Here is a 959-nt window from a genome sequence, read left to right on the forward strand (position 1 = left end):
TGGCCGCCAGCTCTGGCGCGGCGGCTACGAGTTTCGAATTGAGTACCGCGCCCGCGCCAGCCACGACACCACGTACTTGGCGGCCGGGCAGGCGCTGCTGGCCTCGTTCATGTTCAGCAGCACGCCCTGGGCCAGCCGCCGCTACGACGACCAGCTCTGCGACGGCAAGATGTACGGCATCGCGGCCCTGCGCACCGTCGACGGGCATTGGGAAGACGACTGCCGCAGCATCCACGAGTTTGTGGCCGACGACCCTACGGCCGCACCCAAAGTGCACCGCCGGGTGCTGCCCTTTCAATCCTACGCTTTGGCCAAGGGCTTCGATAACTGCCTGTATTCCGTTACGAAAGCCCCCACCGATGCGCCCGAGCGGGTGTATCGCTACGACCCCGCCACCCGCAAAGGCGCGTATACCGACTGGGTGCTGCCCGCGCAAGGCCCCGATAACGTCTGGATTTCGGCCAGCACCGACGACCGCGGCGACCTCTACTTCATGGCTTCGGATGCCAACCTGCTCGTCCGCATCAGCCCGCACGAGGGCAAAGTGAGCACCGTGTGGACGGCCGACCCGCTGCGCAAAGCGCCATTCTACCCCTACATCGCCTTCGCCAGCGCCGGCACCCACGGCAACTTCTGCCTCGACGACGCCAACACCATGTACCTCGTGTACAGCACCGATGGCTCGCTGCTGAAAATCGACCTACCCACCCAGAAGCCCTTCGCCGAGCAGATGTTTCTGAGCGGCCTGCCCGCCCGCGGCGGCTACAGCGACCTGCTGATGCAAAACGATGCCGCCGGCCGCCGCCGCATGTACCTGGCCGGCCCACATGGTCTATACACCGTCGACCTAGCCCGGCACCAAGCCTCGCGCCTGCGCAAAGGCACCTACACCGACCTGGCTGGCTGCAACTTGTTTCGGGTGGTGCCGCCGCCGCGTCCGGCCCCGCCCCTGCCCACCA

1 protein-coding gene is annotated in these 959 nt (G+C 66.5%); it reads left to right on the top strand.

Features of this window, described 5'->3' with window-relative positions:
• On the top strand, positions 1-959 hold a 959-nt coding region (locus ACYVDE_RS24315), incomplete at both ends, for a hypothetical protein (protein ID WP_460504100.1).

It is taken from the genome of Hymenobacter agri, assembly GCF_054778495.1.